Annotated in this window: 23 protein-coding genes, 1 pseudogene and 1 riboswitch; of the genes and pseudogenes, 4 read left to right on the top strand and 20 right to left on the bottom strand. The window is 28.2% G+C overall.

All coding sequences use genetic code 11. From position 1 onward, the window contains the following. Positions 1-107: 107 nt before the first annotated feature. From Q0Y03_RS06170 to Q0Y03_RS06160, 3 genes are all read right to left on the bottom strand, one after another. A complete protein-coding gene (locus Q0Y03_RS06170) occupies positions 108-572 on the bottom strand; it encodes an FMN-binding protein (protein ID WP_297712973.1) in 465 nt (154 codons plus the stop codon). Between the two features lie 365 nt (positions 573-937). Beyond that, on the bottom strand, positions 938-1,450 hold the full coding sequence (locus tag Q0Y03_RS06165; protein WP_297712972.1) for a Gx transporter family protein: 513 nt from the start codon (positions 1,448-1,450) through the stop codon (positions 938-940). An 11-nt stretch (positions 1,451-1,461) separates the two neighbouring features. Next, positions 1,462-1,848, bottom strand: coding sequence for a NusG domain II-containing protein (locus Q0Y03_RS06160; RefSeq protein ID WP_297712971.1), 387 nt, complete (start codon positions 1,846-1,848; stop codon positions 1,462-1,464). 213 nt (positions 1,849-2,061) lie between these two features. Between Q0Y03_RS06160 and Q0Y03_RS06155 the strand changes: the two genes are divergently transcribed. Continuing rightward, the gene (locus Q0Y03_RS06155; RefSeq protein ID WP_297712970.1) at positions 2,062-3,102 is read left to right on the top strand and encodes an FAD:protein FMN transferase; all 1,041 of its coding nucleotides are present in this window, start codon (positions 2,062-2,064) and stop codon (positions 3,100-3,102) included. 51 nt (positions 3,103-3,153) lie between these two features. On the opposite strand, the gene Q0Y03_RS06150 is transcribed toward Q0Y03_RS06155, so the two are convergent. Genes Q0Y03_RS06150 through Q0Y03_RS06125 form a run of 6 tightly spaced genes read right to left on the bottom strand, consistent with a single transcriptional unit; the run spans position 3,154 to position 8,899 of the window. Beyond that, positions 3,154-3,900 carry an ABC transporter permease gene (locus tag Q0Y03_RS06150; RefSeq protein ID WP_297712969.1) on the bottom strand — a complete coding sequence of 249 codons (747 nt, stop codon included), beginning with the start codon at positions 3,898-3,900 and terminating at the stop codon, positions 3,154-3,156. Further along, a complete protein-coding gene (locus Q0Y03_RS06145) occupies positions 3,897-4,652 on the bottom strand; it encodes an ABC transporter ATP-binding protein (RefSeq protein WP_297712968.1) in 756 nt (251 codons plus the stop codon). The genes Q0Y03_RS06150 and Q0Y03_RS06145 overlap by 4 nt, the downstream gene beginning before the upstream one ends. A 15-nt stretch (positions 4,653-4,667) precedes the next feature. Continuing rightward, positions 4,668-5,615: a MetQ/NlpA family ABC transporter substrate-binding protein gene (locus Q0Y03_RS06140; RefSeq protein ID WP_297712967.1), complete on the bottom strand. Its 948-nt coding sequence runs from the start codon at positions 5,613-5,615 to the stop codon at positions 4,668-4,670. Next, positions 5,605-6,195 carry a flavin prenyltransferase UbiX gene (locus Q0Y03_RS06135; protein WP_297712966.1) on the bottom strand — a complete coding sequence of 197 codons (591 nt, stop codon included), beginning with the start codon at positions 6,193-6,195 and terminating at the stop codon, positions 5,605-5,607. The genes Q0Y03_RS06140 and Q0Y03_RS06135 overlap by 11 nt, the downstream gene beginning before the upstream one ends. Positions 6,196-6,207: 12 nt before the next feature. After that, positions 6,208-7,071 (bottom strand): UbiA-like polyprenyltransferase, encoded by an 864-nt coding sequence (locus Q0Y03_RS06130; protein WP_297712965.1) that lies wholly within the window; start codon positions 7,069-7,071, stop codon positions 6,208-6,210. Next, positions 7,055-8,899, bottom strand: coding sequence for a menaquinone biosynthesis decarboxylase (locus Q0Y03_RS06125; RefSeq protein ID WP_297712964.1), 1,845 nt, complete (start codon positions 8,897-8,899; stop codon positions 7,055-7,057). Before Q0Y03_RS06125 ends, Q0Y03_RS06130 begins: the two co-directional genes overlap by 17 nt. Positions 8,900-9,033: 134 nt before the next feature. Between Q0Y03_RS06125 and Q0Y03_RS06120 the strand changes: the two genes are divergently transcribed. Then, a complete protein-coding gene (locus Q0Y03_RS06120) occupies positions 9,034-9,414 on the top strand; it encodes a hypothetical protein (protein ID WP_297712963.1) in 381 nt (126 codons plus the stop codon). Positions 9,415-9,453: 39 nt separating this feature from the next. Here the strand turns inward: Q0Y03_RS06120 and Q0Y03_RS06115 are convergent, their stop codons facing one another. The 8 genes and pseudogenes from Q0Y03_RS06115 to metA form a co-directional block, all read right to left on the bottom strand. Then, complete coding sequence (locus tag Q0Y03_RS06115; protein ID WP_297712962.1) at positions 9,454-10,728, bottom strand: aspartate aminotransferase family protein; 1,275 nt, start codon at positions 10,726-10,728, stop codon at positions 9,454-9,456. A gap of 14 nt (positions 10,729-10,742) precedes the next feature. After that, entirely contained in the window at positions 10,743-12,668 is a 1,926-nt protein-coding gene (locus Q0Y03_RS06110) for a U32 family peptidase (protein WP_297712961.1), read from the bottom strand. A gap of 45 nt (positions 12,669-12,713) precedes the next feature. Next, positions 12,714-13,679, bottom strand: a complete 966-nt coding sequence (locus Q0Y03_RS06105; protein ID WP_294140461.1) for a polyprenyl synthetase family protein — start codon at positions 13,677-13,679, stop codon at positions 12,714-12,716. 158 nt (positions 13,680-13,837) lie between these two features. Beyond that, positions 13,838-15,736 carry an FAD-dependent oxidoreductase gene (locus tag Q0Y03_RS06100; protein ID WP_297712959.1) on the bottom strand — a complete coding sequence of 633 codons (1,899 nt, stop codon included), beginning with the start codon at positions 15,734-15,736 and terminating at the stop codon, positions 13,838-13,840. Positions 15,737-16,126: 390 nt separating this feature from the next. Next, a complete protein-coding gene (nrdG, locus tag Q0Y03_RS06095; RefSeq protein ID WP_297712958.1) occupies positions 16,127-16,624 on the bottom strand; it encodes an anaerobic ribonucleoside-triphosphate reductase activating protein in 498 nt (165 codons plus the stop codon). Positions 16,625-16,761: 137 nt separating this feature from the next. Further along, positions 16,762-17,367: an NUMOD3 domain-containing DNA-binding protein gene (locus Q0Y03_RS06090; protein ID WP_297712957.1), complete on the bottom strand. Its 606-nt coding sequence runs from the start codon at positions 17,365-17,367 to the stop codon at positions 16,762-16,764. Between the two features lie 327 nt (positions 17,368-17,694). Then, positions 17,695-19,844, bottom strand: a pseudogene (nrdD, locus tag Q0Y03_RS06085) (anaerobic ribonucleoside-triphosphate reductase). 533 nt (positions 19,845-20,377) lie between these two features. Further along, positions 20,378-21,292, bottom strand: coding sequence for a homoserine O-succinyltransferase (gene metA / locus Q0Y03_RS06080; RefSeq protein WP_297712955.1), 915 nt, complete (start codon positions 21,290-21,292; stop codon positions 20,378-20,380). 127 nt (positions 21,293-21,419) lie between these two features. Continuing rightward, a riboswitch (purine riboswitch) is annotated at positions 21,420-21,521 on the top strand. 36 nt (positions 21,522-21,557) lie between these two features. Here metA and ade point away from each other — a divergent pair. Further along, a complete protein-coding gene (ade, locus tag Q0Y03_RS06075; RefSeq protein WP_297712954.1) occupies positions 21,558-23,297 on the top strand; it encodes an adenine deaminase in 1,740 nt (579 codons plus the stop codon). Between the two features lie 127 nt (positions 23,298-23,424). Here ade and yidA read toward each other — a convergent pair whose 3' ends face one another. From yidA to Q0Y03_RS06060, 3 genes are all read right to left on the bottom strand, one after another. Continuing rightward, a complete protein-coding gene (gene yidA, locus Q0Y03_RS06070) occupies positions 23,425-24,231 on the bottom strand; it encodes a sugar-phosphatase (protein WP_297712953.1) in 807 nt (268 codons plus the stop codon). A 162-nt stretch (positions 24,232-24,393) separates the two neighbouring features. Continuing rightward, positions 24,394-24,663, bottom strand: a complete 270-nt coding sequence (locus Q0Y03_RS06065) for an ATP cone domain-containing protein (RefSeq protein ID WP_297712952.1) — start codon at positions 24,661-24,663, stop codon at positions 24,394-24,396. Positions 24,664-24,757: 94 nt separating this feature from the next. Beyond that, complete coding sequence (locus tag Q0Y03_RS06060) at positions 24,758-25,039, bottom strand: ATP cone domain-containing protein (protein ID WP_297712951.1); 282 nt, start codon at positions 25,037-25,039, stop codon at positions 24,758-24,760. A gap of 247 nt (positions 25,040-25,286) precedes the next feature. On the opposite strand from Q0Y03_RS06060, the gene Q0Y03_RS06055 reads away from it, so the two are divergent. Then, entirely contained in the window at positions 25,287-25,799 is a 513-nt protein-coding gene (locus tag Q0Y03_RS06055) for a L,D-transpeptidase (protein ID WP_297712949.1), read from the top strand. Positions 25,800-25,988 lie beyond the last annotated feature (189 nt).

Below are 25,988 nucleotides of genomic sequence, written 5' to 3'. Positions count from 1 at the left end.
ATTTTAACTATTTATTATTTATATTTTCTGCTTAAAACAAAAGGTGAATTCATTAATTTGAATTCACCTTCATAAAAGTCCTTCAATGTTAAAATAATAAAATTTAATTATTTAACTTGATCTAAAGCTTCTTGAACTGCATCAACAAATCCCTTAACTTTTATTGAAACACCTGATATTGCATCTGTGTGTCCTTCATCGTCAGTTATATTGATTTTGCTTAAATCGAAATTATTTTCAACGATTGCTTCTTCTAATAAATCGATTTGTTCATGCCATTTTTTACCGTCATTTTTCATGTCATATTCACCTGAAACTGAAGCTTCTGACTTCATTGATCCATCAGCATTTTTAGTATCTATATTTACAGATACTGGAGTTCCATTTTCTAAAGTTAATTCTACAATTGTAGTATCTTCTTCACCTGGTATTTCAACTGTTTTTACAGTAGTATTTTCTTGAGATGACCCTTCTGTAGATTGCTCTTCTGCCTTGTTTCCTCCACATCCTACAAATAAAGTACTAACTACCATAGTAGCCGCTGCTAATGCAACTAGTTTTTTATTTATCATTCGTTTATCCCCCTATTAATAAATAATTCGTATTTATTCTACAATATTCTCTTTATAAAAGCAATACTTTATTTTAAAAACCTTTACTTATTATTTTTTCAAAAATTACTCATTTTAATTATTATTTTATTATTTTATATACCTATTTTTTTATTTTTAATTATATTTTATATTTTATTTTTAATATTTTTTGGAATAATATTAATTTAAAATCAAAATTTTTTTTGCATTTTATCACTATTATATAACTTTTTACCTAATTAATTCCAGGCTTTTTTTATAAATTTTGTTAAGTTTATAACTTAACAAAACTATTTTTTATCCTATTTGTAGTACTTATTGTTAATTAATATAATAACTCGTCTTTATCTAAACTGAGGTAACTTTTTTAAATGCCTAACTACAATATCTCCTGTTAAACCTACAAATATCCCCGTTACTATTCCTGCCATAGATAATACTGGCAAATATAACGTAACTCCTATATTTTTTACTATAAAAGATGCAACTACAAGTTGACCAATATTATGAAATACACCACCTGCAGCACTTACTCCAATAATTGAAACTTTTTCTTTAAATAATTCCTTAAGTGCAATCATTATTAAAAAACTAAAAATAGATCCAACCAAACTAAACATAAAGGAAGATAAATTTCCACCAAAAACTGTTGATAAAACATTTCTTAAAATTATTACTAAAAATGTTTCCTTATAGCTATCTAATGTATATAATCCTATTACAATAATTATATTAGCTAGTCCTAATTTCGCCCCTGGTGTTATAAATGGAACAGGTATCATTCTTTCAAACAAGGACAGAACTAAAGCCTGTGCAACTAATAAAGATATATATACCATTTTGCTTGTCTTCTTCATCTTAATCACTCCTAATGAGATAATATAACATCGTCGTCATCTACAAAACTACCTTTTATCTCTACCATAACCTTGTTAGGTAAACAAACTAACGATTGTCCTACCCTACTTATTTTGCCTTGATAAATACATAAAGAATCTGGGCAATCAGCATCTATCATTTTTATAGTATCATCCTTTATCATTATTTTATTTTCATGTCCATCTATATTTATATCAATAATCTCTTCTCCTTTATGAGCTGATAGAGGAATTTTAGAATAAACCTTACCACCTACAGTTATTTCTGCATAAGTCATATCATACTTATACCCCATGACCATACCAAAAACTATTTCAGGAATAAATGATATTATTATTAATACTATTATGATTACTATGTCTAACTTTTTAAACAAGAACTCACCTCCAAATTCTTAATTATAAAATTAAATATTTTTAATAAATAATCAATGATTATTATATACTTTCGAATGATTTTTTTCTACATATTTCAGTTTTTTTCTTTTAGTTATAACATTTTTATCTTTTTCCCCTTTATTTTTTATTTTTATTATAATACTATATTTAAAGACCTTATTTTCATTAATAAATTATTTATGGAGGTATATATGTTAAAACTTAAAAATTTATTTTTTCCACTCCTACTAATTATTATTACTACGTTAATAGGATGCAATAAAAATACAACATCAACTTCTGAACCAATTTCAAGAACAGAGCTTTTTATGGGAACAGTAATTAAAATAACCCTATATGATAGTGACGATTCAACTATATTAGATAAAGCATTTGATAAGGTATCTGAAATTGAATCACTAGTTAGTATTAATGAAACCGGAACTGAACTTGATAAAGTAAATGATTCCGCTGGAATTTCTCCTGTTGAAGTTACATCTACTACATATGAAATAGTAGAAAAAGGACTTGAGTATTCAAAACTTTCTGATGGAGATTTTGATATAACTATAGGCCCACTAGTTAAACTTTGGAATATAGGATTAGATGATGCAAAAGTTCCTACTCAGGAAGAAATCAATTCAGTATTACCTTTAATAGATTATAATCTTTTAGAACTTAACAAAGAAGCTCATACTATATTTCTAAAAAACAAAGGTATGATGATAGATTTAGGTTCTATAGCAAAGGGGTATGCTGCTGATGAAATCTCTCGTATATTAACAGAAAATAATGTAAACAGCGCTATAATCGATTTAGGTGGGAATATTTATGCTCATGGCCTAAAACCATCAGGACAGGATTGGAAAATAGGTATTCAAAATCCTTTTAATACTAGAGGTGATATTATAGGTGTTTTAAAAGTAAAAAATAAAACTGTAGTTACATCTGGTATATATGAAAGATATATTGAAAAAGACGGAGTAAAATATCATCATTTGCTTAATCCAAGCACTGGATATCCTTTTGAAAACAATATAGCAGGAGTAACTATAGTAACTGATAAGTCTACTGATGCTGATGCACTTTCTACTACTGTATTTGCAAAAGGCTTAGAAGAAGGATTAAATTTTGTTGAGAGCTTATCTAATGTTGATGCTATATTCATAACTAAAGATAAAAAAGTTTATATTACTGATGGTATAAGAGATTCTTTTACACTAGAAAATGAAGATTTTACTTTAGAAAATTAATACAGAACAAAAATAAAGAGCAAATAGGTAGTTTTACTATTTGCTCTTTATTTAATTTCTCTTCCATTTACAAACAACAGATTCAATATAATCTAAAATTATAAATAACATTAGCCCTAAAATACTTAAAATAACTATTCCAGAATACATATCTATGTAATTGATTCTTGACCATGCATCTTGAATAAAATATCCAATTCCCCTGTTAGTTCCGTAGGCTTCTGCAAAAAATAATACTGAAAGTGCAGTTCCTATAGATAATCTTATATTTGTTAAAACTTCTGATAATATAGCTGGTAAAGTTACATGATAAAACATCTGCAATCTTGATGCACCTAAGCTTATTAATGGATTATAATTCTCCTTTTCAACATTTATAACTGCATCTCTAACTGAGACTATAACTTGGAATACAGTTATTAAAACAACAATTGTTATTTTAGAACCATCTCCAAGTCCATACAAGGTCATTACTACCGGCAATAATGCCGTCTTAGGAATTGGATATGCAAAATATACTAATGGATTTAATATCTTGTTAATTTTTTTTGTATATCCCATTATTATTCCAATTATACTTCCTATAAAAAAAGACAATAATAATCCAATAAATATTCTATGTAAACTCGCCAAAATATGAACATAAAAATCATTCTTAAAAAGCTCAGGTAAATGTAAATATATCTTATCTGGTGTAGGTAGAACTCTAGAATCCATTATAATAGCACAAACATACCATAATATATTTAATATTATAAATCCTTTTATAAAACTCCATATTTTCTTTAAGGCAGTCATTTATCCCACCCCTTTTTAATTAAATTCTTTATATGAAGATATAGTTGTAAATAATCTTTTTCTTCTCTATACTTCTTATTATTAAACATAGGATTATCTATTACTTCTATTATTTCACCTGGCGTGTTACTCATTATAATTATTTTCTTTCCCATATATATTGCTTCATCAATGCTATGTGTAACAAAAAAAGTATTTATTTTATTTTCACTCCAAATATTTAGAAATAATTCTTGAGCTTCCTCTTTAATAATTGCATCTAAAGCAGAAAAAGCTTCATCTAATAGCAAAATATCTGGCTTCATCAAAAAACTTCTTACAATTGCTACACGTTGCTTCTGTCCACCACTTAGCTCACTAGGATATCTTTTTTTCAAATGATCTATATTTAATTTTTTCATAAGAATATCCATTTTTTTTAAAATATAATCATTTATTTTTTCTTTTTTTATTTTAAAAGATAAAAGACAATTTTCCTCTACTGTTTTCCATGGTAAAAGTCCAAAATTTTGTGGAATATATCCTATCTTATGAATATGAGGGCTTAAGCCCTTTGAATTTAAAAGAACTTCACCCTCATACTCAGTTATTATTCCTGCTAGCACATTTAATAGAGTAGACTTTCCGCAGCCTGATGGCCCTATTATTGCACATATATCGCTATTATCTATATTTAGATTTATTTTGTCTAACGCTTTTATATTTTCTCTTTTAGCCTTATAGAAAACAGATAAACTTTTTACCTGTATCATATATATCTCCTTAAACTACTTTACACCTACGTTACTCATCACATCTTTAGCTTTTATATCTTTAGTTAATAGACCTTTTTCTTTAGACCAATCTAATACATTTTGAACATTTTCTTCTGCTGGTAGATAGTTTGTTTTAAACTCTGGTAATACAATATTACCTCTCATATCTTCTGAATATCCTACAGTTGATATTATTATATCTTCATACTCAGCTATATCATTAGAATTTATGAACTCTATAGCTTTATTATAAGCATTGTAGAATCCTTTAATAGCCTTAGCATCTTTATCAATCACTTCTTGTAAGAATGCTGTTACAGAAATCATTATATCTTTATTATATATTTTAGTAACTTCTATACCACCATCTGCAACTGCTGTATCATTAAAAGGTGCTGGTAATATAGCAGCATCTATTTGATTGTTTTTTAAAGCTTCCAGTCTAGCTGGCATTGCCGGTATTGCAACTTTTTCTATATCAGATACTTCTAGCCCGTTTGATAATGCTATATCATCTGCTAAATATTCTATCATTGTGTTTTCTGATATACCTACTTTTTTACCTTTTAAATCGCTTAAATTAGTTATTCCAGAATCCTTTCCTGCAACTAATGTCCATGAACCATTTGTAGTTCCAGTAATTTTCATATCTATATCTGAATTTTGATAAATAGAAATAGCAGTTTCATCACATAATACTCCATCTAATTGCCCAGCTTGAAGTGCAGCATCTCTATCTTTAGCTGCCTTAAATATTTGAAGGTCTAAATCTATTCCCTCTTCTTCAAAATATCCATTTTGTTCAGCTATTACTAACGGAACTGCATCAATTGATCCCATTACTCCTACTCTTAATGTAGTTTTTTCTGTTTGTGCCTCTTCTTTTTTACTTCCACACGCAACCATAGATGCTGTCATAACAGCTGTCATAGCTAGTGCAATTATTTTCTTAAGTTTCATATTCTGTATCCTCCCATTTGTTAAATAAATTATTATCTATATTAAGATAATTTAGTATTTTACCTACCATGAAATTAACTAAATCATCAATTGTTTGCGGATTATTGTAAAATCCTGGCATAGCAGGTATAATAGTTGCACCTATTCTTGATAATTTATACATATTTTCTAAATGTATTGCATTAAATGGAGTTTCTCTTGGAACTATTATTAATTTTCTTCCTTCCTTTAAAGCTACATCTGCAGCCCTACATAATAAATTCTTAGATAATCCATGACTTACTTCCGCTAATGTTCCCATAGAACATGGAACTATAATAACAGCATCAAATCCATGCGACCCACTAGCTACCCCAGAAAATAAATTATTATTATCTTCAAGCTTTACATTACTATATGTATCTTTAAGCTCTTCAATCCAAGTTTTTAAATCTAAAGAAAGTTCATATTTAAAAACTTGCTTGCCTTTATCTGTAGAAATTACATTAGTTTGAATTCCTTTACTTACTAAAACTTCTATAAGTCTTTTAGCATAAATACTTCCACTTGCTCCTGTAATTCCAACTACTATTTTTTTCATAATATTACTCTCCTAAATTAAACAATCAATTAATCCACTTAGTAAGAATACTATACTTATTACTTGATTTATACTATAAGATGCTATCTTAACATTTTTTAGATTATCTTCTGTAACCATTTTATGTTGTATTATAAATAATACTGTATTTATAATTAATCCTATATAATATATAATTCCTAATTCAGGTGATAATACTCCTACAATAAATAAAAATATTACTGCTAATACATGAAATGCTGATGATATATTTAATGCATTTTTAACCCCAAACTTAGCTGGAATTGAATGTATTCCATTCTTAGTATCAAAATCATAATCTTGAGCTCCATAAATTATATCAAAACCCGCTACCCATAATGTATTAGCCGCTCCCATAACTAACGGAATTAATGATATTTTTCCTGTAACCGCAAGCCAAGCTCCCACTGGTGCTGCTGCTGAAGTTACACCTAATACTAAATGACACATCCAAGTAAATCTTTTTGTATACGAATATATAATCATTAAGAATAATGCTATTGGTGATAATATTAAGCAAATAGTATTTAGCTTCCATGCAGCAAATACCATAATTCCAAAGCATACAATAACAAAGACTAATACTTCCTTCTTATTCATTAACCCTTGTGGCAATTGTCTAGTTGCTGTTCTAGGATTTTTTGCATCAATCTCAGCATCAATTACTCTATTTAAAGCATTAGCCCCTGTTCTTGCTCCCATAAAGGCAACTAATATCCAAAATATAACCATTGGCTTTAATTTGCCTTCTCCAGCTAATAACATTGATATTAAAGCAAATGATAATGAAAATATAGTATGAGAAAACATTACTAATACTCCATAATCATTTATCTTTTTAAATATTTTTCTCAAATCCGTATTCACTCCATCTCTTAGTTACCTTTTTCTTTATCTCTTCAGACATAACTATATCATCAGGCCACTCCCTAGTATGTCCTTCTTCTTTTAACTTCTTTGTTGCATCAATTCCTAAACGATGACCAAAGCAATTTTCATTATCAAAATTAGCCTCTTCAATTAATAAATCTCTTTTAGCATCTATGTTATTAAATACCTTCCAAGCTACTGTTGAAATATCATTTGCATTAACTTCTTTATCCACAACAATTAAGAACTTATTATACTTCATATCTTCATGGTTCCATAATTCTTTAATTAACTTTTTAGCATCATTTGGCTCACTTTTATTTATTGATACAATTAATGCTCCTTGCATAGCTCCCTTTATAGGATAATTAAAACTAGCTATTTTTTCATTACTCTCTAAATATTGCTCTAACTTTAATGAAACTTTAACTTGGCAATTCCATTTAATATTATTACCTTCAGCTTTAAATTTATTAGTAGCATCTATTCCTAATCTATATCCATAATGATCATTTGCTGATGCATGATCTAAAGCATCTAGTGGTCCTTCTGAAAATACTAAATCCCTCTTCATATCTATTGATTCAAAGACCTGTTTTGTAACAGCCTTTATATCATGAGGATTAATTGTCTCATCTACTACTATTATCATTTTTGCATACATCATTTGACCCATTCCCCATAGCGAGTTCATAACCTTTTTCCCATGACCTGGGAATCTCTTTTTAATAGAAACTATTACACAGTTATGAAATACTCCTTCAAATGGCAATGAGTAATCAACTATTTCTGGATAAATCATTTTTAACAATGGTAAAAATGCACGCTCTGTAGCCTTACTCATATAACAATCTTCCATAGGAGGTCTACCTACTATAGTTGTTGGATAAACTGCATTCTTTTTGTGAGTTATACATGTTACATGAAATACAGGGTACATATCAGCTAAAGAGTAATACCCTGTATGGTCTCCAAATGGTCCTTCTAATCGTAAAGGCTCATTTACATCAACATACCCCTCAAGTACAAACTCTGCATCAGCTGGAACATATATATCATTAGTTATTGATTTAACCATTTTTACTGGCCATTTTCTTAAATATCCTGCAAACATCATCTCATCAATCATTTTAGGTAGTGGTGCAATAGCTGAAAATGTAATTGCAGGGTCACATCCTATAGCCACTGAAACTGGCATCTTACCGCCTAATTTACGATATTTATCATATATCTCTCTTCCATCTTTATGCCAATGCCAATGCATTCCTGTAGTATTCTTATCATATATTTGCATACGATACATACCAGTGTTTTGTACACCTGTGTCTGGATCTTTAGTCATTACTAATGGTAATGTAATAAATTTCCCTCCATCATCTGGCCAACATTTTAAAACTGGTATAGTAGATAAATCAGGATTATACTCTATTACTTCCTGGCAAGCACCTTTTATAGGAAGTTTCCAAGGTAATACAGCTAATAATCTTGTCAATCTTGGTATAGACTTAATTAAGTTAGGTATCTTCATATAATTTTGCATATTGATTAAATTAGCTATATCTTCTTCAACTTCTTCTAATTTATCTACGCCAAGAGATAAACTCATACGCTGATAACTGCCCATGGCATTAATTAATACAGGATATTTAGAGCCTTTAACATTTTCAAATAACAATGCTGGTCCAACTTCTTTTGAAACTCTATCAGTTATTTCTGTAATCTCTAAATCTGAATCAACTTCAGCTGTTATACGCTTTAATTGTCCTTTATTTTCTAATACCTTCATAAAGGCTTGTATATCTTTAAAAGCCATATTCTCCTCCTTAGTTAAATCATAATATATTAATCTGATAACTTATTTTATCTTTAAATATTTAGTTTACATATGTATTTTTATTGCCTTTAATATTATAATTATTAAAAAACATAATATTAAAGGAGATTTATATGTTACATATATCAGAAAAATTTAAAAATCATGAGATTAATTGTACCGCTATTAATATAGGTAATGACTGGAACATAATTATATATGGTGGTGATATTCCACATATAGGTGCAGTTGCAGTTGGTATTCCTGTAACTTTAGCTCACGATATAAACAAATTAACCTCATCTTCATCATTAATAACAGTTCCTGGACATAAAGAAGATGAAATAGTAAATAAATCTGCAAAATTATTAGCAAAGCAACTTAATACAACTGTAGTCGTATCTTGTGGTATACATATAAAAAATATTACTTTTGATGAAATCAATATATTAAATAATATTATAGATAACTTAATTACTAAATTATATATTAATATAAAAAACTATAAAATTTAAGAAAATACAGCTGCTACAACTAGTAACAGCTTATTTCTTTTATTTAAGTTCACTTAATACTTCATCTAATGCCTTTATCATATCTTTAATATTTTGCTCATTTATTACTAAAGGTGGTTGGAATGCTAATACATTTCTACCCATTCCATTTTTCCCTATTATAAATCCCTTATCTTTCATATTTTCCAATATAACATCAGTTTCTTCAGAAGCTGGCTCTCCATTTTCTTTAATTAACTCAGCTCCTAACATTAATCCAATTCCTCTTACATCCTTTATTAAAGAATATTTAGATTTTAACTTTTCTAATTCACCCTTTAAAATATCACCTAACTTTTTAGAGCTTTCACATAAATTATATTTTTCAATATAATCTAAAACTGCCATTGCTGTTGCTGATGAAACTGGATTTCCACCTAATGTAGATGCTGATGGTTTAGTAAACTTTTCTGATATTTTATCATTAGTACAAAATGCTGATATAGGCATTCCATTTCCTAATGCCTTTGCTACAGTCATAATATCAGGTACAACATCATAATTTTCTATAGCAAACATTTTACCTGTTCTTGCAAATCCTGTTTGTACTTCATCAATTATTAATAATATGTTATTCTTTTCTAAAAGATTTTTTAACTCTTTGAAGTACCATAATGGGGGAGTTATTATTCCACCATTACCTTGTATTGGTTCAGCTATTAATGCTGCAATATTATCAGAACCTCTATCATTAATAATTTTTTCAATATCCTTTAATGATTCTCTTGCTGCTGTTTCAAGATCTCCATTACAATCCCAAGTATTTTTCGCAAAATGTATCGCCTGAGATAAATATGGATCAGCTCTCCACATAGGAATACCTGTTGCACTCATTGTTAAATATGTTCTACCATGTAATCCATTATTAAGAGCAATAAACTCATTTTTTCCTGTATATAATCTAGCTAATAACATTGCTCCTTCATTTGCTTCTGATCCAGTACAACAGAAAAATACTCTTTTTAAATCTCCTGGTAAAATCTTAGACATTCTTTCTGCTAAATTTACCATTTGTTCAGTTAAATATATAATAGTAGTATGTTGAAGAGTTTGCATTTGCTTAATTGTTACATCTAATATTTCTTTATTACAATGTCCACAATTCATTACAGATACTCCTGCGAAGAAATCTATATATTCTTTTCCATCACTATCATATAAATATTGCATATCTCCTTTAACTATTTGTGGAGGGTTTTTGTAAAAATGGTTTCCCCAAGATGAAGGAAATAAATATTCTCTCTTTTTCTCTATTATCTTATTTGCACCTATCATATTTATGTTACTCCTTAGTTAAATTGCATTGCTCCTAAAGTAAACCCTAAGCAGTCATATTTTAAGCTATCAAATATATCATCACATTTATCTAAGTCTTTAATTGCTTCTTTATATGCTATTATTACTTTTCTTAATATTTCATTTTCATAATGACATCCTTCTATTCTAAAAATTGATGCACCTAAGTTGCTTAATTCTTTTAAAATAGGCATATAGCATAACTCTTTTGATAATAACATATGATTGTTACCTTTATTATCTCTATATACAGGATGTTCATTTCCTTTATCATCTATAAGTAATAAAACATTTTTATCATTATATTTTCTATTAGCTTCTTTAACTGACTCTTTAACTTTTGTATTTTCATATAAATCATGGCTCATATACATAACTACCGGTGACCCATGTACGATTATTTCTAATGGTAATAGTGATTTTAATAACGCTTCCTTAGTATTGCTAACTGGTGATTCACATGATAATGCACCTACATTTAATCCTTGACTCTTATAAAAATCTGCTGAAATTGCATTATATATGTTTAATGAATAATCACCTATTAATTCTAAGCCTAAATCTTTAAACTTATTTATTGCTCCTAAGTTTGTAACTAATAATCCATCTATACCTAAATCATTATTTCTTAATAAATGATTATACTTAGAAAAATCATCTTCATACATCATTCTTGGAAGACCTAAATATATTTTAGATTTTTTCTTTTTACTTGTAATGCTAATTATCTCTTCTTTACTAAAAGGAAGACTTGGTTCAAATACTTCTCCTGAAAGATATATTCTTTCTACTCCCTCTTCAATTGCTATTAGCGCTGCTTCATAATTATTTACTTTAACTGCTATTTCTGGCTTATTATCTATTTTACTTTCAACTTTTAATAATTCCTTAATTTCAGTTACTCTATCATTATTTATATCAAATTCATCTACTGGTTTACTAAATACTTTTCCTGTACTATAAAATTTTCCTGTACCTTCATATCTCTCATTTATATTTGATAAACCTGGATTTCCAAAAGCATATGCTGTTGAAAAATCTCTCTTTCTATTTTCAAATAGTTCTTTTGCATGTTTTCTTCTATTATATAAAATTGGATCATCTATATATCTATCAATTGCATCGCTGTAATAGTTAATTAAATCTACTAAATACTCTGCATCTCTCATTCTACCTTCAATTTTAAATGAAACTACACCTGCTTCAATTAATTCTGGAATATTTTCATACATATACATATCTTTAACAGCTAGTGGGAAAGTAGTATTGTATTCTTTGCCTTCTTTGTTAATTTTATATCCCCATCTACAAGGTTTCATACATAAACCTCTGCTTCCACTTTTCCCAAACAACATTCCACTATACATGCATTGGGCTCCATGAGCTACGCACATATCTCCATGAACAAAATATTCAAATTCCATATTTGTTCTTACAGAAAATTGTTTTATTGTTTTTAAATCTATATCTCTAGAAGCAACTACTCTTGTTACCCCTAACTTTTCTAATACTTTAATAGTTTCAAAATTATGTACATTCATCATTACTGATGAGTGAATATTAAGATTTAGACCTAAATCTCTAATTACTTTAATAACGCTCATATCTTGTATTATTAAGGCATCTGGACCTATTTTCTCTAAATACTTAAAATATTCTTCAGCTTGCTCTAAATCATCTGAACTTAATAAATTATTAACTGTTATGTATATTTTTTTACCTAGTGAATGTGCTATCTCTACTGCTTCTTCTAACTCTTCATTTGTAAAGTTAAAATCTTTTCTATGCATACGCATATTAAATATTTTTCCACCTAAGTAAACTGCATCAGCACCACTATATATTACTTTCTTAAATATATCAAAATTACCTACTGGAGCTAATAACTCAACTTCTTGGCCATTAAAATATCTACTCATATTACCCTCCTTTATATATTTATTTAAATATATAATATCTATAAACTAATAAATTCTATCTAATAAACTTTTTGTTATATCTAATAAAACTTCTCTATACTCATTTTTAGGTAAATTCTTTATTTGATTATATGCCTTGTTAGTGTATTTTTTAGCTATTTCTCTTGCTTTATTTACACCATCATATTTATTTACTAACTTTATTATTTCTACTACATCATTTTCTGTGTAGTCACTTTTTCCTAATATATTAACTAATTCACTTGGTTTATTTTCAAGTGCTAAAATTAAAGGCAAAGTATATATTCCTTGTTTTAAATCATTAGCAGAATTTTTACCTATACTTTCATCACTACCAGTATAATCTAATATATCATCTATTATTTGAAAGGCCATGCCAATATTATGACCTATCTCCCAAAATGCTCTAGATAACTTTCTAGAACATCCACTTTCAGCTGCTCCCAAATATAAGCTTAATGAAAATAATTCAGCTGTTTTTCCAGATGCTCTTTTTAAATATTTTTTTACTGATACATTTTTATCAAACCTAGAATTTAACTGATCTATTTCACTCATGCATATTCTTGACATTGTCATAGTATCTATTTGTACACTATCTAATGACCCTACACCTGCTAACACCTTAAAACATATGCAGAAAAGATAATCTCCTATATAAACAGCATAGTTTTTCCCATATTTAGATTGTACTGTTTCCTTACCTCTTCTTAAGGTTGCTTCATCTATTATATCATCATGAACTAATGTTGCCATATGAAACATTTCAACTACCGATGCTAAAGCTCTTGATTTTTTTTCTTCATACTCACCAAACTTTGATGATAATATCACAAATGCAGGTCTAAGCATCTTTCCACCAGAATTAAGTAATTCTATTATAGATTCTTCTACAATTTTATCTCTACACTTAGCATTTTTTTCTATTAATTCTTTAACCTTTTTAAGTTCATTGTTAACTTCTGGGTATTTATTCCACAATTTATGCATTTTATCACCCTCATAATCATCTTTTAAATAATTATCCTTACTTTTATCCTTTGATTGATTTTATATTCATATATTTTTTTACTATAAAAAAATATATAATAGTTTGGGCCAGACTTTATAAAAGTCTGGCTCAATATTAAGTATAACTATTAAATATATTATTTTGCTACTTTTTCTGTACCATGTTCTATATATATAGGTGTTCTCTTACCTATCCAGAATTCCTTAGCTATCTTATGTATCCAAGGCATTACATAATAGTCTAACCCGAATGTTCTACCTGCACCTGACATTAACGCTATTGAACCGAAGAAATACCATAATATATCCCATCCAGCCATTGCAGATAATACAAAGTTACAAACCATAAATGCAGATGCTGCACTTGCTAAGAATGTAAATAAACCAGCAATTAAAGCTAGTCCCATTCCTATTTCCATAATTACAACCATTGTTTGGAATAATGTTGCCATTTCTGGAGTTGGAATCATTACTTGCATTATAGCTTCATAAAACTTAGGCATCTTTTGTAAAATTGGTGTTGCAAGTTCCGCAGTACTTTCTGCAGCTTCTGATGCTCCTGCTGTTGCATCTTGTAACCAAGAGAAAGGCATATTTATGTTTCCAGCCTTTAACCAGCTATCTGAACCAATTGCTATTTTTACTTTATCAAAATCAAAGTTTGAAATAGCTTTAATATTAGCATCCCATAAAGATTCACCAAAGAACTTCTTAAGACCTTCAATTAGCCATAAGCATCCCATGAATACTCTTAAAGGTACTAACCAAAGTCTATTTCCCTTAGATGATAAATGCCCTCTCATTATAGACCTTCTGTCTTTCATTCCAAAGAATTCATGTTGTAAATAACAATATACTGCATTTACATCATTAACTCCAAATAAATAGTACATATTTACTAAATGTTTCATAACCATTGCTATAAATCCTGAAAGCTTAACTCCCATTAAGTTAGCAACACCATATCTACCACCAATTGATACCATAAATCCATGATAATTTGATTTAAATTCAGTTTTCTTATCTGAATTATCAATTGAAGCTATTATATTTTTGACAGCTGTAATTGCAGTTTGTTCAGCAGCTTCAACTATTTGTGGATTAGGTTTACCAGCTTCTTCTTCATAGTAAGCTATATCTCCTACAACATATACATCTTTCTTACCTATAGCTTCCATATATTTATTAGCTTCTAATCTTCCAGCTCTAACAGTTTTTAATCCGTATTCTTTAGCTTCTTGATTAGCTTGAACACCACAAGTCCATATTAAAGTTTGAGTTGGTATTGTTTGTCCATTTTTTAACGTAATACCGTTTGAAGATACTTCAACTATTGGTGAATCCTTAAGCACTTCAACACCATGCTTAACCATATATTTTTCAGCTTTATCAGCTTGTTTTCTGTCAAGCATATTTAATATTGTAGACATAGCTTCAACAACTAAAAGTCTTACTTCACTTTCATCAACCCTATAATCATGAGCTAATTTAGTTTTCCACTCTAATAATTCACCAGCCATTTCTATACCAGTAAATCCTGATCCTGCTACTACAAAAGTAAGCATTTCTTTTCTCTTAGCATCATTCTTTTCATAAGATGCAGCTTTAAATCTTGATTTAATATGCTCTCTTATTTTTAAAGCATCTTCTAAAGACCATAAAGTAAATCCATTTTCTTTAACTCCTGGAACTCCAAAGAATGCCGGCTCACTACCAGTCCCTACTATTAAATAATCGTAATCAAATTTACCGTCTTTAGTTGTTACTACCTTCTTATCTGTATCAACATTTTCTATGTAGTCTACAACAACATTAACTTTAGTTCTGTGGAATATTTTGCTTAATTCAATCTTAACAGATTCCTCTGGAACTCTTCCACCTGCAACTTCATGTAACTCTGTCATTAGTGTATGGAATGGGTTCTTATCTATTAATGTTATTTCTACATCATTATTTTTTTTGTACTTTTTTGCTAATTTTTTAGCTGCATGTACACCTGCATATCCAGCCCCTAAAATAACTATCTTTTTAGACATTTGTTTTCCTTCCTTCCTAGTTTTATCAAATAAGTTTTAATCATTATAATTCCTATAACATTTTATATTGATTTATTTATAATGTCTATAGTGAAAATTTTAACTATTAATTTTCAGAATAATATAACTTTTAAAAACTAAAATATATCTTAAAGCTCCAATTCTACTTATAATAGACATTTTTTTAACACTATTTTACTTTACTTTGCTATTAATAATTCTTATGTTACATTAAATATAACATTAACCATTATGTCAAATTTATTTCAAATAATTATTTAAATTAAAAGATTAAGGAAATATTTCACCTTAATCTTTTTTGAACATATATGTTTTAAATTTATTATTAATAATTTTTATTTTTTCTTCTTTAATTAATTTAAAGTTTTTTTATAATATTTCAACTGTCTTCCCTTTCTCTAATGATTTTTTTACATCTATAACTCTTTGATTAGCTGAACCCCTATACTTAAGCATTATATCTCTTTTATCTATTTCAAATTTACCATCTATTAGAACTTCTACTTCCTTTAATAACTCTAATCTTTTAGGATTAGATATTATTTCTTCAAATTTATATCCTGACCATAGCCATATAGGTTTATTAGTTTCTGCCTTTATTCTTCTTAAAAGATTTAATAATGTATCATCCATTATTTGCTGCATAGGTTCTCCACCTAATATATTTACACCTTTTATTTGTCTACTTTTAGTTAACTCAATAAATTCATCTTCTGTTTCTTTGGTAAATTCATTTCCGTAATTAAAATCTTGTTGCTCTTTATTAAAACATCCTTCACAGTTATGTGTACATCCACTTACAAAAAGGGTTGTACGCACTCCAGGACCATTTGTTACATCTAACTTTCTAATCTTCGCATATTTCATTATAGCTACCTCCCATTTCATTAATAAGATTTACTAATCTATATAATAAATACTTAATCCGTTTATCTCCTTAAACTTTTTGTACTTCGAATTAAGCACTTCCCCTGTTCTTAACAATTTTTTTATAGTATAAATTCCTACATTATATCTTCAGATCTAACACGTCCTGTTAAAGCCTTACTTATTTTATTTCTAGTTTCAGTACTTACTCTTCTTCCCTTTTGTGATAATGCTATTTTCCTCTTCCACTCTTGATATGACTGTTCTGACATATACTCTTTAATATTCTTTCCATACATAGGATTGTTTTCACCAATATAGCGTCCTTTTTTGCTTAAACTCATTCTTAATTTAGCTTCTTCAGTATGATAATGACCTTTATTTTTTCCTAAACAACTTTTTCTCATCTTTTCCGAATATATCTTTTTTTCTTCTGGAGACATACAGGATACTATATCACCCCCATCTCCACCCCAAGTTTTATTAGTAATATTATATCCGTATTCGGTTACATATAAATTAATATACCAACATTCATATTGATATGCACACTCTTCCTCTAAATTGTCTTCTAATATACTAACCGCTATATCAACCTGATTATTATTACAGAAAGTTATAATATCCTTAAAATGTTTATTTCTTCTATCAATACTATAACATCTATTTCCTTTTCCTTTTCCCACATAAAATGGTTCATTATAGTCTAATCTTATCCATTCATATACATAATAATTCTCCATTATAATCACCGCATTAAGTATTGACGAATATACTAATTATTATGCAAAAAATGAGAGGATTCCCTCTCATTTTTTATAAATGAAGAACCCTATCTCCAATTTCAGCAGTTCTTCCTTTATTCCAATATGAACTTCCTATATCCATAATACCGTTGGTTTCCCAATACTTTAACACCTAATTAAAGGTCGGAGTAGACTATCCCTTTACATAACTAATATATGCATTACCATTATAGTCGTTGAGCCTTATCCATATCTATCGACTTAGGAGCTTGGTTGCGGATTGTCCAATCAAAATACCTTTTTACCATACCTAAGCAATTACTCTTAGCCACTATTTAATTTCTTAAATAGATTGGTAGTATTAAGCTCTAAGGATTTTCCCGCAGTTTCGATAATTTTACGTGAGCCTATATAGTTAACCCACAAGTTCTTCTCATAACTTGTAATTCACTTTCATCATCATTTCCACATGATGGACAATGCCAAGTTAAGCTTTCCTTATCTAATTGCATTTCACCATTAAATCCACACTTGAAACAAACATCAGATTTAGTATTGATTTCTGCATATTGAATATTATGATAAATAAAGTTAATTATATCTTCAACAGCTTCAAGATTTTTATTCATATCAGGTACTTCTATATAAGAAATACATCCTCCACTACTTATTGAGTGGAATTGTGATTCAAATTTTAATTTACTAAATGCATCTATCTCTTCACAAACATGAACATGATATGAATTAGTATAATATAATCTATCAGTTACATTTGGTATTTCTCCAAACCTTGCTTTATCTATTCTACAGAATCTGTATATTAAGCTTTCTGCTGGAGTTCCATAAAGTCCAAATCCAAGACCTGTTTCTTTTTTCCATTCCTTACATTTATCATCCATATGTTTCATAACTTCTAAAGCAAATTTTTCTCCCTCTTCCGAAGTATGACTCACACCTAACATTGCTTGAACCATTTCTGCTATACCTACATAACCAAGTGAAAGTGTAGAATATCCATTTTTTAATAATTTATCTATCTTTTCACCTTTCTTAAGTCTTGCTATAGCCCCATGTTGCCAATGTATTGGACTTGAATCTGAAGTTACTCCAAGTAACATTTTATGTCTAGTTAATAATGCATCTTTACAAAGCTCTAATCTTTGATCTAACATCTCCCAGAACATTTCCATATCTTTATCAGATATTATTGCTATTTGTGGTAAATTTAAACTAACAACTCCTTGATTAAATCTTCCATACCATTTATAATTTCCATTCTCATCCTTCCAGTTAGACAAGTGTGAACGACACCCCATTGGTGGGAATGTTTCACCTTCATAGTTTTCTCTCATTATCTTTGCACTTTGATAATCAGGTACTAATCTCTTAGCTGTACATTTAGCTGCAAGCTTAGTTATATAATCATATTTGCCACCTTCAAGACAGTTATGCTCATCAAGAACATAAATTAACTTAGGGAATGCTTCTCCAATCTCTTGACCTTTGTAGTTTTTCATTCCTTCAAGTCTTTGTTTTATCATTTCCTCACAGATCATTGCCATTTCTTCTTCATATGGATGACCTTCTTCTATTTCTAGGTAAATAGTGGAAAAAGGTGCTTGTCCGTTAGTAGTTTGTAACGTAGATAATTGATATCTTATAGTTTGAACTCCATCTTTAAGTTCTTTTATCTTAATATCTTTAGCTAATCTAGTAGCAAGTTCTTCATCATTAAGCATTTCCATATAGTGTTTGTATGCTTTATCTTCTGTTAGTTTAAGATATTTAGCTAAATGCTTAATAGTAATACTTTGACCACCATATTGATTAGATGAAACTTGAGCAATTATTTGTGTCGCTACTGTACATGCTGTTCCAAAACTCTTAGGTTCTTCAACTAATTTTTCATTAATTACAGTCCCATTAGTAAACATATCTTCTAAATTTATTAAACAGCAGTTAAACATTGGAGATATAGTATAATCCATATCATGCCAGTGAATTGCCCCTTCATCATGAGCTTGAACTATGTGCGCAGGAATAAGTTTTCTTCTTGCAATATCCTTAGATACTTCCCCTGCAATTAAATCTCTTTGTGTTGCAGATACTACAGGGTTCTTATTTGAATTTTCCTTCATTACATCTTCGTTCTTTTTGCTTAATAACTCTAATATGCTATCATCAGTAGTATTAGTATTTCTCTTAAACTCTTGTACAGCTCTGTAACCTTCATATGCCCTTGCAGTTTCAGCTTGTCCGTAGTGAACTAACCTATCATATACGTAGCTTTCTATTTTATAAATAGTTGCTATTTCATCCTGTTTACTAAAATACTTTTCAGCATCGTTTGCTATTAACCTTGCAATGTCAGCTAAAAGTATTCCACTACCATTTTTCATAGACTTAGTTATGGCTTCTCTTATTTTACTCTTATCGAACTCTACTGTACTTCCATCCCTTTTAATTACTTTCAATTAATACCACTCCCTAAACTTCAGTATATTTTAAATACTCACTACTAATAAAATAAGTTATTAATTTAAAGGCTAATTATACAATAATCGATATTTATTTTCATAATACTAACAGTTGATTATATTAAATAAACTTTCAAATTATATATTTTTTAACCCTTTTCTTTAAAATAGTACTTATTTTAATTTATATTATATAATCTAATTTCTGAAAATTAATATAAAAAATAGTGCTTGTATTAATACTAACAACCTTAAATACACAACATATTGTACTACCTTTTCACTTCAAACACAATATATAGTTATGCGTATTTTAAATAGATTTACTGTATTTTTCTTACAAACACTTAAATTTTCTTTATATTTTACTCAATTTCCTATATTATCCTTTTTTATTTTTTCATTCATTTCTCATTATAACTTTTTTTCATTATACTACATTAAATTTTTAAAAACACGTCTTGAAATTTAACATAATATATGCTAAAAATAATTACTTCTTTCTATTAACATAATTATTTTATATATTCTTATAAATGCTCTAAATCATATGGAGTATTTTGATATACACAATAATTAAGCCAATTACTAAAAACTACATTTGCACCCCCCCTCCATGTAACCATTGGCTCTAATCTAGGGTCATTACCTGGAAAATAATTTTTAGGAACTTCTATATCTAAGCCTTTATTAACATCTCTAAAATACTCATCACTTAAAGTATTTCTCTCATACTCTAAATGACCTGTAATAAATACTTGTCTTCTACTCTTATTTGCTACAATAAATATACCTGCCTCGTCTGATTCAGATAATATTTCTAGTTCAGATACTTTTTCTATATCTTCTCTTTTCACTTCTGTATGTCTAGAATGAGGTGCATAAAAAATATCATCTAATCCTCTTGTAAGATCTGCATTTCTATCATTTATAAAATGCTTAAATACTCCAAACATCTTCTTTTCTAATTGATATTTCTGAATACCATAATGATAATTTAATCCTGCTTGAGCTCCCCAACAAATATGAAGCGTTGAATATACATTATTTTTGCTCCACTCCATTATTTCCTTTAACTCATTCCAATACTTAACATCTTCAAATTCCAATTGTTCCACTGGTGCCCCTGTTATTACTAATCCATCAAATTTCTCATTATTTATATCCTTAAAACAACTATAGAACTTTTCCATATGTTCAAGTGATGTATGTTTAGGTCTATAACTATCTGTCTGTAAAAGCTTAATTTCTACTTGAAGTGGTGTATTAGATAAATATCTAAGTAATTGATTTTCTGTTTGAATCTTTTTAGGCATTAAATTTAAAATTGCAATTTTTAACGGTCTAATGTCCTGTTTCCCAGCTCTTTCATTATTCATTACAAATATATTTTCATCAGATAAAACCTTAAATGCAGGTAAATCTTTTGGAATTTTTATTGGCATAGCCTCTCCCTCCTTACATTAATATTAAATCATATTTTTTCCAAATTTAGAATATTTGCTAACAACATTAATCTTTGTAGATTCTTAATTTCCACAATTTCTCTTTGACAGTAAAAATAAATAATCATATAATGATAAAAATAACCTTCGTATAAGCCTAAAAATACGGTTTAGGCGTCTCTACTATATCACCGTAAATGATATAACTATGAAGTAAAATCCACGAAGGTTAATGTATTATTTTTTATAAAGGTGGATTAAGCAAATGAATAAAAAGATTTTTATCGATAATATTAAAGCAGCTAATAAAGAAATCCCTTGTGACTTAGTTGTAAAAAACATTTCTGTCGTTGATGTATTTCAATGCTCTTCATTTATTTGCGATGTTGCTATAAAAAATGGATTCATCGTTGGTCTTGGAGATTATTCAGGTGATATAGAAATTGATGGTACTGGAAGATTTATATGTCCAGGCTTAATTGATTCTCATGCTCATATAGAATCTTCTATGCTTACTCCAAGTGAATATTATAAAACAGCTCTATTGCACGGAGTAACTTCATTAATTGCGGATCCTCATGAAATAGCAAATGTATTAGGACAAGCTGGAATAAAATTTATGATAGATTCTTCACAAAATATACCTTTTGATTTTTATTTTATGCTACCATCCTGTGTACCATCTACACCATTTGAAAATTCAGGTGCAGTATTAAATAGTTCAGATTTAAAAGACTTCTACTCTAACTCTAAAGTTTTAGGACTAGCTGAAGTTATGGATTATCCTTCAGTTGCAAATTGCAATGATGATATGATAAATAAACTTTATGATGCAATTTCTAATAACTCAATTATAGATGGTCATGGTGCTGGGTTAAACTCTCACTCTATTAATGTTTATTCTACGGCTAATATAAAAACTGATCATGAATGTGCTACTTATAACCAATTAATTGATAGAGTTAGACGTGGAATATACGTCTTAATGAGGGAAGGTACTGTTGCTAAAAATTTAAATGATCTAATTAAAGGTGCTTCTATATTTAATAGTAGACGTATTTGCTTATGTACGGATGATAAACATATTGATGATTTAGCTCAGAACGGTAGTATAAATACTTCTATTAAAATGTGTATTGAAGCTGGACTTGCTCCTGAAATTGCAATTCAAATGGCTACATTAAATGCAGCTGAATGCTATAAGTTAAAAAACAAAGGTGCTATAGCCCCTTCATATGTTGCTGATTTTCTTATTCTTGATAGCCTTGAAGCATTTAAAATTAATTCTGTTTACAAAAATGGTAAATTAGTAGTATCTAATAATATATTTATACATGATGAAAAATATTCTAATGTATGTCAACCCTTATCAAACTCTATTAAACTTCCTAATCTTACGAAGTATAGTCTTAAAATAGATGTAAAAAATAAGTCGATACTAAATGTTATAGAACTAATGCCAAATAAATTAGAAAGTAATCATTTAAAACTTGATATATCTAAATTAAATCTTGATGATGAATTTATTAGTTTGACAACAAATGATAACTTATTAAAAATTGCAGTTATAGAACGTCATAAAAACACAGGAAATGTTGGTGTTGGTGTTTTAAAAGGATTGAATCTTAAATCTGGAGCTATTGCTACAACTATAGCACATGATTCTCATAATTTAATTGTTTGCGGTACTAATGATGATGATATGATATTTGCCATTGAAGAATTAAAAAAGATAAATGGTGGAATAATTATTGTAAAAGATAGTAGAGTCTTAGCTTCTGTATCCTTAGAAATAGGTGGAATAATAACCGCTAGAAATTCTCATGATGTTATTTCTGATTTAAATAAATTACATAATGCTTTAAAAATTATAGCTCCTGATATTACTTTTAATCCATTTTTAACTTTATCATTTTTATCGTTACCTGTAATACCAGATATAAAAATTACAGATAAAGGATTATTTGATGTTAAGAACTTTAATTTCATAGATGTATGTGAATAATTATATGTTACAATGGACATATCTAAAAAGTTTTGAAATAAGTCTTGTTTATTTAATTAAAAGTTAATAATTATAAAATAAAGTCTGCCATAGGCAGACTTTATTTTATAAGAATAATTTTATTCTATTATTTAAGTACAAACTTTTCTATAGCCTTTGCAACTCCATCCTCTTCATTTGAATCAGTAATATAATTTGCAACTTCTTTTACTTCTTCAAATGCATTTCCCATTGCAACACCCATACCAGCATATACTATCATATCAAGGTCATTTCCAGCATCACCCAAAGTCATTATTTCTTCTTGTTTAATACCTAAATGTTGTGCTAATAATTCAACACCAGCTCCTTTATTTACAGCTTTATTTAAAAACTCTAAAAAATATGGTGTACTTCTAACAACAGTATATTTATCATAAACCTCTTGTGGTAATCTATCTACAGCCTTTTGTAATATCTCTGGCTCATCAATCATCATAACCTTAATTATAGAATGATCATCTTCAATCTCTGAATAATCATTTATATTTATTTCTATTCCATTTATGTTTGCTTCAACTTCTGTATATTTGCTATTTTTAGGAGTTATTAATCCATGTATATCTGAAAATGCATGAATATTTACACCTAATTCTTTACTTAAATTATGTAAATAATGTAAATCAGCACCTGTTAATGCTATTTTAGAAATCACTTCTCTACTTTTAGTTTTCAAAACTAGTCCACCATTATAAGTTAAAACACAGTCATTTTCATCATACATATCTAATTCTTCTAGATATCTTGTCACTCCATCTATTGGTCTACCTGTTGCAATTACAACTTGAACACCCTTTTCTTTTGCTGCCTTTATAGCATTCTTCGTTCTTTCTGAAACTGTTTTATCTTCTTTAAGAAGTGTTCCATCCATATCAATTGCTATTAATTTATACATAAACTCCTCCACTATTTCTTATAATAAAATTCTGTTTCATTATAACATATAATTGACTAATAGCATCATAATATTATTTATAAATTTTAAAGCTAGCACTGATTTTATTTTTTATAAATACTGCATTTTCAATATAACTCATTATGTCTAAAATTAATCCTATCATTTTTTATATCCAATATAAGAACTAATTATATCATCAAATCCATCTCTATCTAATATACTTATAACTACACCTGTAATTTCATAACTTGATGTATTATACTCTTCTCCTCTAAATTCTTTAATACAATTTACCACATCTTCAGTTATTATCTTTGCATCAGATTCATTTAATAAAGCTTTCTGATCCCTAGTTGCATTTAATATACTTACTTCAATCTTGCTTTGGTCTAACTCTTCTAATCTTCCATCCTTTTTTACTACTTTCATTATATTACACCTCCTTATAATATTATTATCAAAAAAATAGGTTGTAACTCATGATAACAATAAAAAATTACTGTTATTAAGCTACAACCTATTTTTATCTATCACTCTTACTTTTATAATCTAAATAAGACATTGCTATATCATTAAATCCATCTTTATTGAGAGTTTCTATGATTACTGCAAAAATTTCATAAGTTGATGTAATCCCCTCATCTCCTCTTATATCTTGTAATACTTTTAGCACTCCAGAACTTAATACCTTTAAATCAGCTTCATTTATAATTGTATTACTATCAATAGATGCACCTAATATGCTACTTCTTATTTTAATAACATCTAAACTTTGTATTCTACCATCCTTTTTTATTACCTGCATAAATACACCCCCGTATAAGGAAATTATACACCATTAAAGAATATTTTTAAACGGTTTCATCATTTTTTCATAATAAATTCTATTACTTTATTATATGTTTGTTGAGTCTCACCTTTACTAAATGATATATATTTTTTTATTGTGAATGTAACCAGCAATTTTATATTAAATAGATAATATCAAATTTAACATTTATTTTTTATAATCGTAAAATATACTATAAAACTTTTTTGGAGTTAAATATATTATGAATTTTATATCTAAATTTAGAAACCTATATCATTCATCTCGTCAAAACTTAACACTTATATCTGACACGTTAAAAACATCAAAATCTTATAATGACTATGCTTTAGAAAAAATAAATAAAGGTGATTTTTCTAGTAAAACTAAATATTTTATATGGGTAGATACAAAAAACTTTAAAACTAATATATTTAAAGGGACTACACATTACTGGATTTTAGAAAATAGCTTTCTTTGCACTACAGGTAGACCTAGCTCCCCTACTATAAAAGGCACTTTTTATGCAGGACCTAAGGGTTATTCCTTTGGCGAAGCTCGAGGATTTAGATGCTTATATTACACCCAAATAAAAGGTAATTATTTATTTCATTCAATTCCTTATAATCTAGATGGCTCTATAAGAGATTCTCGTTTAGGTATGCAATTAACCGATGGTTGTGTAAGACTTGCTACTAAACATGCAAAATGGATCTATTATAACGTTCCATCCGGAACTACCATATATATAACTTGAATAATATTGTTCGTCACGTGGAGACGAAAAAATGAAATATTTATTTTCCGGGAACTGTGAAATTTTCGCCTAGAATTTATATAATTGATTCCGTAAAGTTGGCTAAAGTTTTTAAACTCGCTATTCGCTCAAACAGTAAAAACTTCTTAACGCCAACTTTACTCCATCAATTATTAAATTCTACGGCTT

The sequence above is a fragment of the Clostridium sp. genome (assembly GCF_026168755.1).
GTDB lineage: Bacteria > Bacillota > Clostridia > Clostridiales > Clostridiaceae > Clostridium.
The sequence above is the reverse complement of the archived record's forward strand: the minus strand, read 5'-3'. Positions and strand labels throughout refer to the sequence as shown.